Annotated in this window: 6 protein-coding genes; 3 read left to right on the top strand and 3 right to left on the bottom strand. The window is 58.2% G+C overall.

Going from position 1 to position 6,615, the window contains the following annotated elements:
* Positions 1 to 123: 123 nt before the first annotated feature.
* From dnaQ to ACRESJ_RS03400, 3 genes are all read right to left on the bottom strand, one after another.
* Entirely contained in the window at positions 124 to 870 is a 747-nt protein-coding gene (dnaQ, locus tag ACRESJ_RS03410; protein WP_431756641.1) for a DNA polymerase III subunit epsilon, read from the bottom strand.
* A 159-nt stretch (positions 871 to 1,029) separates the two neighbouring features.
* Positions 1,030 to 1,473, bottom strand: a complete 444-nt coding sequence (gene rnhA / locus ACRESJ_RS03405) for a ribonuclease HI (RefSeq protein WP_431756640.1) — start codon at positions 1,471 to 1,473, stop codon at positions 1,030 to 1,032.
* A 91-nt stretch (positions 1,474 to 1,564) separates the two neighbouring features.
* Positions 1,565 to 2,323 (bottom strand): class I SAM-dependent methyltransferase, encoded by a 759-nt coding sequence (locus ACRESJ_RS03400; RefSeq protein ID WP_431756639.1) that lies wholly within the window; start codon positions 2,321 to 2,323, stop codon positions 1,565 to 1,567.
* A 65-nt stretch (positions 2,324 to 2,388) separates the two neighbouring features.
* Here ACRESJ_RS03400 and gloB point away from each other — a divergent pair, with 65 nt between their 5' ends.
* From gloB to ACRESJ_RS03385, 3 genes are all read left to right on the top strand, one after another.
* A complete protein-coding gene (gloB, locus tag ACRESJ_RS03395; protein WP_431756642.1) occupies positions 2,389 to 3,156 on the top strand; it encodes a hydroxyacylglutathione hydrolase in 768 nt (255 codons plus the stop codon).
* 100 nt (positions 3,157 to 3,256) lie between these two features.
* Positions 3,257 to 4,705, top strand: coding sequence for a LysM peptidoglycan-binding domain-containing protein (locus tag ACRESJ_RS03390; RefSeq protein WP_431756638.1), 1,449 nt, complete (start codon positions 3,257 to 3,259; stop codon positions 4,703 to 4,705).
* Between the two features lie 90 nt (positions 4,706 to 4,795).
* The gene (locus ACRESJ_RS03385; RefSeq protein ID WP_431756637.1) at positions 4,796 to 5,821 is read left to right on the top strand and encodes an IS110 family transposase; all 1,026 of its coding nucleotides are present in this window, start codon (positions 4,796 to 4,798) and stop codon (positions 5,819 to 5,821) included.
* Positions 5,822 to 6,615 lie beyond the last annotated feature (794 nt).

The raw sequence follows: 6,615 nt of genomic DNA, 5'->3' as shown, positions 1-6,615 counted from the left end.
AGCATCCTGAATGCTCGCGGCGCCTACAGGATTTTCGCGAGCAAGCTCGCTCCTACAGGCTTTACCCAATCCCTTGTAGGAGCTGTCGAGTGCAACGAGGCTGCGATCTCTTTTTAAAGAAACCTATGCCTGAGCTTCAGCCTCGGCCAATTGCAACCAAAGCGCCGGCGCCCCCGCCGATTTGCTGATGACTTCCAGACGCGCCGCATGTTGAGCCAAGTCGTCTTCACTGGCGCGAATGATGCGAGCCGGCTTGCGGTCGGCGGGCAAGCGACGGATTTCAGTGCCGGAGCTGCCCCCGCCCTCACCGTCAGAAGCATTGCCGGCCAGCGACAGGCTGGTCTGGCCGCCGGTCATGGTCAGGTAAACGTCGGCGAGGATCTCGGAGTCGAGCAAGGCGCCGTGGAGTTCACGGCCGGAGTTGTCGACGTCATAGCGCTTGCACAACGCATCCAGGCTGTTGCGCTGCCCCGGGTGACGCTCCCGGGCCATTAACAGGGTGTCGAGAATCGAACAGTGCTGCGTGATGTCCGCGCGATCGTGCTGGCCCATCAGGGCAAATTCGTTGTTGATGAAACCAACGTCGAACGCCGCGTTATGGATGATCAGCTGCGCGCCCTTGATGAACTCGAAGAATTCTTCGGCCACTTCAGCGAAACGCGGCTTGCCCACCAAAAACTCGTTGGTGATGCCGTGGACGCCGATGGCGCCTTCGTCACTTTCACGATCCGGTTGCAGGTAAACGTGAAAATGCCGACCGGTCAGGCGCCGACCAATCAACTCGACGCAACCGATTTCGATAATCCGGTGGCCGTCTGTCACCGGCATGCCGGTGGTTTCGGTATCGAGTACAACGGATCTGGTGGCCATCAGTGCTCAGCTCTCAATCGGTCAATCGTGCAAAAGGCGGGGATCTTAACATGGTGCCAAATGTAGGAGCTGCCGCAGGCTGCGATCTTTTGATTTTAAGAAAGCAAGATCAAAAGATCGCAGCCTGCGGCAGCGCCTACAGAGGGATGTATTGAGCCGTTATAGGCCGCGCACTTCATCCACGCCCCGGTTGGCCAACTGGTCAGCCCGTTCGTTGCCATGATGGCCAATGTGCCCGCGTACCCATTTCCAGGTGACGTTGTGGCGATTGACCTGCTCGTCGAGCATCTTCCACAGGTCCTCGTTTTTCACTGGCTCTTTCGCGGCGGTTTTCCAGCCACGTTTTTTCCAGTTGGCCATCCACTCGTTGATGCCTTTCATCACGTACTGGGAGTCAGTCACCAGCAGTACGTCGCAAGGACGCTTGAGTTCCTCCAGGCCGCGGATCGCGCCCATCAGCTCCATGCGATTGTTGGTGGTGTTGGCTTCGCCACCCCAGAGTTCTTTTTCAACGCCCTTGCACACCAACAGTGCGCCCCAGCCACCGGGGCCAGGGTTGCCTTTGCAGGCGCCATCGGTAAAGAGTTCTACGCTATCGCTCATGCCGTTCTATCCAGAAAATGCAGTGGCTTGCCGATCGCTGACCGACAACGCCCGAGACCGGGATTACCCGGTCGGAAATTGATATGGGGTATTACGGTTCGATATTGCGACGATTGACCTTGGCCATTGGCAACGGAATCAGCTTGCCCATCGGTTCGCGGCGCTCCTGGCGGACGGGTCGCAGACCCACGACGATCTTGCGCGCCACCAATAAATAGAAGCCGCCTCCCGACAATTGCCAGTCACCGGCCTTGCGCTCCCAACCTGCCAGACGCGTCTGCCAGGCAGGCGAAGCAAGGGGCGGACGATAGCATCCGAAGCGGCGTTTCTCCAGCGCGAAGCCCAGCAGGTTCAGCCAGTCGGCTACCCGTGAAGGAGAAATACAGCGGGCTTTGCGCAATGCATCATGGGCAAATACATGACGCAGGCCCCAACTACTCCAGGGGTTAATTCCGATAATCACCAAATGCCCGCCGGGCCGCACACTACTCGCAGCCTCGCGTAGCAAACCGTGGGGTGAAAGACAGAAATCCAGCCCGTGCTGGAGCACCACTACGTCGGCGGCATGTTCACTGAGCGGCCAGGCCTGTTCTTCGCAGACGATCTCGACGCCCGGCAACGGCGCGCCCAGGCGCACATTGCGCTGTACTTGCGGCGCCGACGGCGGTGTCTGGGCCGACGGACCGTAATGCACCAGGTAGCCGCCGAAGAAACGCCCGAGCTCGTCTTCGAGCATGCGCCGTTCTTCATCCAGCAAAAATTGCCCGAGGGGGCCGGACAGCCAGTCGCGGGCCGCGCTGATCAACGCCAGCCAGTCAGGATCAGCCTGAGCGAACGCTTTATCGGTCATTGCATTCTCCAACGCGCCAGGAAGTTCTAAGATGCGCCATTGTTTTCCGCTTGGCGAATCCGACGATGATACAGATCACTGCCCTGCCCGCCTTCAACGACAACTACATCTGGTTGTTACAAAATCCCGCAACCCGCCAATGTGCGGTGGTCGATCCGGGAGACGCAAAACCCGTGCAAGACTGGCTCTCAGCCAATCCGGACTGGGCCTTGAGCGATATTCTGATCACTCACCATCATCATGACCATGTCGGCGGTGTCGAGCAGCTCAAGAAAGCCACCGGCGCGAAGGTCTATGGCCCCGCCAGCGAAAACATTCCGGGACGGGACGTGGCGCTCAAGGACAACGACCGTATCACTGCGCTCGGCCAGGACTTTGACGTCATTGCCGTGCCTGGCCATACCCTGGGCCACATTGCCTATTATCAGCCTGGCCGGCTGTTCTGTGGAGACACTCTTTTCGCTGCCGGTTGCGGTCGATTGTTCGAGGGCACGCCCAAGCAAATGTACACCTCGCTGTCGCGCCTGGCAGCCCTTCCCGAGGCAACGCAGGTCTACTGCACCCATGAGTACACCCTGAGCAATCTGCGCTTCGCCGCTGCAGTCGAACCGCACAATCCGGACACCCTTGAACGCCTGTCCAACGTCACCCGTCAAAGGGAAGCCGGAGTCATCACCCTGCCTTCCACAATCGCCCTGGAAAAGCGCACAAATCCCTTTTTGCGTACCTCCGTAACATCCGTTAAAGAAAAAGCGGACGAACGGACCGGCAACGATAACTCTGCGCCCGATATGGTTTTTGCAGTTTTAAGAGCATGGAAAGACACCTTTTAAACAGCTTGCACGATGGTACGAAAACGCTGAATGGTTGACCGCAGAGGGTCTGGTTTCTAGAATCGCCCGACATTTTTGCCCCGGAACTTACTTCCAGCCAATGTCGTCATCTATTCGAAAAGCCATTAATTCGGACACTTTGTCCCGCCTGGCGCAAGCCATCGCGGTGGCTGTGTCCGCGACATTGGCGGGCTGTTCCAGTCATACACCACAGACCGACGCGACACACGCTCCGAATATTGCCGCGCGAGCCAAACAGAAGCCTGTCTGGCTGAGCGAAAAGCCGAGCCCGCAGATCCCGCAGGATGTCTGGGAGCGCATGCGCCAGGGTTTCCAGTTGCAGGATGGCCTGGGCGTCAACCCGCGTATCGAGCAGCAGCGCCTGTGGGTCGCCAGTAATCCCTCCTTCCTTGAAAACGCCGGGGATCGCGGCAGTCTCTACATTCATTACATCGTCGAACGCCTTGAAGAACGCAACATGCCGCTGGAACTGGCGCTGTTGCCGGTGATTGAAAGCAACTACAACCCGATGGCCTACTCCCGGGCCAATGCGGTTGGCTTGTGGCAGTTCATCCCCTCTACCGGACGTTACTTCAACCTGCGCCAGACCCGCTTCTATGATGGCCGTCGCGACATCACCGCTTCGACCACCGCTGCGATGGATTACCTGAGCCGTCTGCACGACATGTTCAATGGTGACTGGCTGTTGGCCCTCGCCGCTTACAACGCCGGTGAAGGCACGGTCAGCCGCGCCATCGAGCGTAACGAAAAGCTTGGCCTGCCAACCGACTACTGGAACCTGCCGCTACCGGCAGAGACCCAGGCCTACGTGCCTAAATTGCTGGCCCTTTCGCAAGTGGTCATGGCGCCCGAAGCCTACGGCGTGAACCTCAACCCGATCGCCAATGAACCGTATTTCCAGGTCGTCGAAATCAACCAGCGCATGGACCTGTCCAAGGTTGCCGCGGTGGCCAACATCGACGAAGACGAGTTGTTCCAGCTCAACCCGGCCTTCAAGCAGCGCACTACCATCGACGGTCCCCAGCATTTGCTGGTGCCCACGTCCAAGGCGCAATTGCTGACCACCAGCCTGCAGACCATGCGTCCTGAAGAGCTGATCAGCAAGAAGAAGCTCCAGCCCGTGTTCGAAGTTGCCGACGACACCCAGGTGGCCAGCGTCAAACGCAATTACCGGGTCAAGCGCGGCGACAACCTCGGCACCATTGCCAAGGCCAACAACGTCGACGTCAAGGATCTGCAGCGCTGGAACAAACTGAGCGGAAAGAACCTCAAACCCGGCCAGACACTGGTCCTGCTAGACACCAGCAAACGCAGCTCCGGACGCATCAACACCGTGGTCGCGGCCAACAGTAAAACCAAGGACGAAGCCAAGAAGCCACAGGCCAAATACAAGGTCCAGCAAGGCGACTCGCTGTACATCGTGGCCAAGCGCTTCAACGTCGAAATGCAGCATCTCAAGCGCTGGAATCCCCGCGTTGGCCAGGCGCTCAAGCCAGGTCAGATGCTGACGGTTTCGAACCCGCATTAAAAGATCGCAAACCTAATGAAATGGCTACCCCCGCTGCCCCCTGTGATCGCTCGCTAAGCTTTCACAGGGGGCTTATCGGAGATCATTGCCATGAACAATGTTGCAATCGCCGCGATCGACCTGGGAAAACACTCCTTTCACCTGCACGCTCAGGATGATCGTGGTCATGAGCTTTATCGCAGAAAGTTTAATCGAGCAGGGCTCACTCGGCACTTGGCCAACCTCAACCCGTGCACGGTGGTGATGGAGGCCTGTGGAGGAGCCCATTTCATGGCGCAACACGTTGCCGCGCTGGGGCATTCAGCCAAGCTCATCGCTCCCCATCTGGTACGCCCTTACGTCAAAAGCAACAAGAACGACTTTGCCGATGCCGAAGCGATCTGCGAGGCAGCCACACGTCCCACGATGCGTTTTGTGCCGCCAAAATCCCAAGAGCAACAAGCACTGGCCATGCTCAACTCGACACGCGATGCGTTTGTCAAAGACCGAACAGCGACCGCCAATCGGATTCACGCAGCGCTATTGGAGGTCGGAATAAGTCTGGCTCCGGGGTTTAAATCGATCAACGGACTTGAGGTGCTGCTGGAGGAAGCCTCGTTTTCTGACTCCATTAAAAGCATCCTCAGGTGCCTGCATGAGCACTTCAAGTATCTGAACGAACAGGTGAAGTCGCTGGACAAGACCGTAGAAAGCCAGGCCGCTGAAGATGATCTGGCTTCTCGTCTGATGACCATGCCATGCGTTGGCCCGATCACCTCCAGCGTCCTGGCTGCGGAGTTGGGCGATGGAAGGCAGTTCAAGTGTGGGCGAGGCTATTCGGCCTCAATCGGGCTGGTCCCCAAACAACATTCCACCGGCGACAAAACCGTGTTGCTGGGCATCAGCAAGCGCGGTGACCGAAACCAAAGGCGCCTGCTGATCCAATGTGCCCGTGTCTACTTGATGCATCTGGACGGTCAGAAAGGCTGGCTGGCTGACTGGGTCAGGCAGCTCCTGGCCCATCATCACTCCAACCATGTGGTCTGCGCGCTGGCCAACAAGCTGGCCCGTATCGCCTGGGCAATAGCAGCACACCACACTGAATTCGATGCAGGGCCAACCGCGATGAACGCCTGACCCTGCTGCCACCCGAGCACCACCCACCTGGTTTTGCGATGCTGGATAACAGATGACGTGAACGGCAAACCGGCCTGACGACAACCCTGGGCTCCTACACGGCTGAAAGGCCGGTAATCTAATTAGGGTCGTTGGGCATCGATTCTCATCGAGGCGCGGGGGGCCACACCCCCAACTCAGACGCCGGATAGATGAAAGCAAGCCAAACACAACATCAAAAACAGTATTGCAGAAAAGGGGGTAACCATAGATGTAGGAGCTGTCGAGTGCAACGAGGCTGCGATCTTTTGATTTTCCAAGGCAAGATCAAAAGATCGCAGCCTGCGGCAGCTCCAATGGAAAACGTGGCCACAAACAGGTCGAGTGTCAGCTCGCCTCGCGAGCATTTGATCTTGACCCACCCGCCCCCTCAGCAGGCTGAGTGGAGGCGTTCATCCGGGGATTGGCGCGCAGCGCCGTTCGACGCAGTCGAACTCATCGCATGTAGGTGCCAGCGAAGCCAACCGGAGGGCGATGCCCCCAGATGAATGCCGGAGCGAAGGAACCCCGAGCTTTAGCGAGGGGCCGTACGAAAAGGGCGAGACCTTTTGGTTCCTTTTGTGTCGTTTGACAAAAGGGACTCGCCGTAAGGGCGAAACCATAAGTAGCCGTTACCGCAGCAACGGATATGTACACAAAACCCAGCCCCACAGAAACCTGCCAGCGCCGTCAGTTAGCAGTCACCCTCCCGACCACCAAACAGGTTTATCAAGGAAACTACCCACCGACCACTCCCCGGCGCCCCACGCGCATGC

This window comes from Pseudomonas sp. (genome assembly GCF_050739655.1).
Classification (GTDB): domain Bacteria; phylum Pseudomonadota; class Gammaproteobacteria; order Pseudomonadales; family Pseudomonadaceae; genus Aquipseudomonas.
Note: the sequence above shows the minus strand (reverse complement) of the source record. Positions and strands in the feature narration are given on the sequence as shown.

Bases quoted from the DNA above. Each gene is read 5' to 3' on its own strand.
- dnaQ (WP_431756641.1), bottom strand. From the start codon at position 870: ATGGCCACCAGATCCGTTGTACTCGATACCGAAACCACCGGCATGCCG.
- rnhA (WP_431756640.1), bottom strand. From the start codon at position 1,473: ATGAGCGATAGCGTAGAACTCTTTACCGATGGCGCCTGCAAAGGCAAC.
- ACRESJ_RS03400 (WP_431756639.1), bottom strand. From the start codon at position 2,323: ATGACCGATAAAGCGTTCGCTCAGGCTGATCCTGACTGGCTGGCGTTG.
- gloB (WP_431756642.1), top strand. From the start codon at position 2,389: ATGATACAGATCACTGCCCTGCCCGCCTTCAACGACAACTACATCTGG.
- ACRESJ_RS03390 (WP_431756638.1), top strand. From the start codon at position 3,257: ATGTCGTCATCTATTCGAAAAGCCATTAATTCGGACACTTTGTCCCGC.
- ACRESJ_RS03385 (WP_431756637.1), top strand. From the start codon at position 4,796: ATGAACAATGTTGCAATCGCCGCGATCGACCTGGGAAAACACTCCTTT.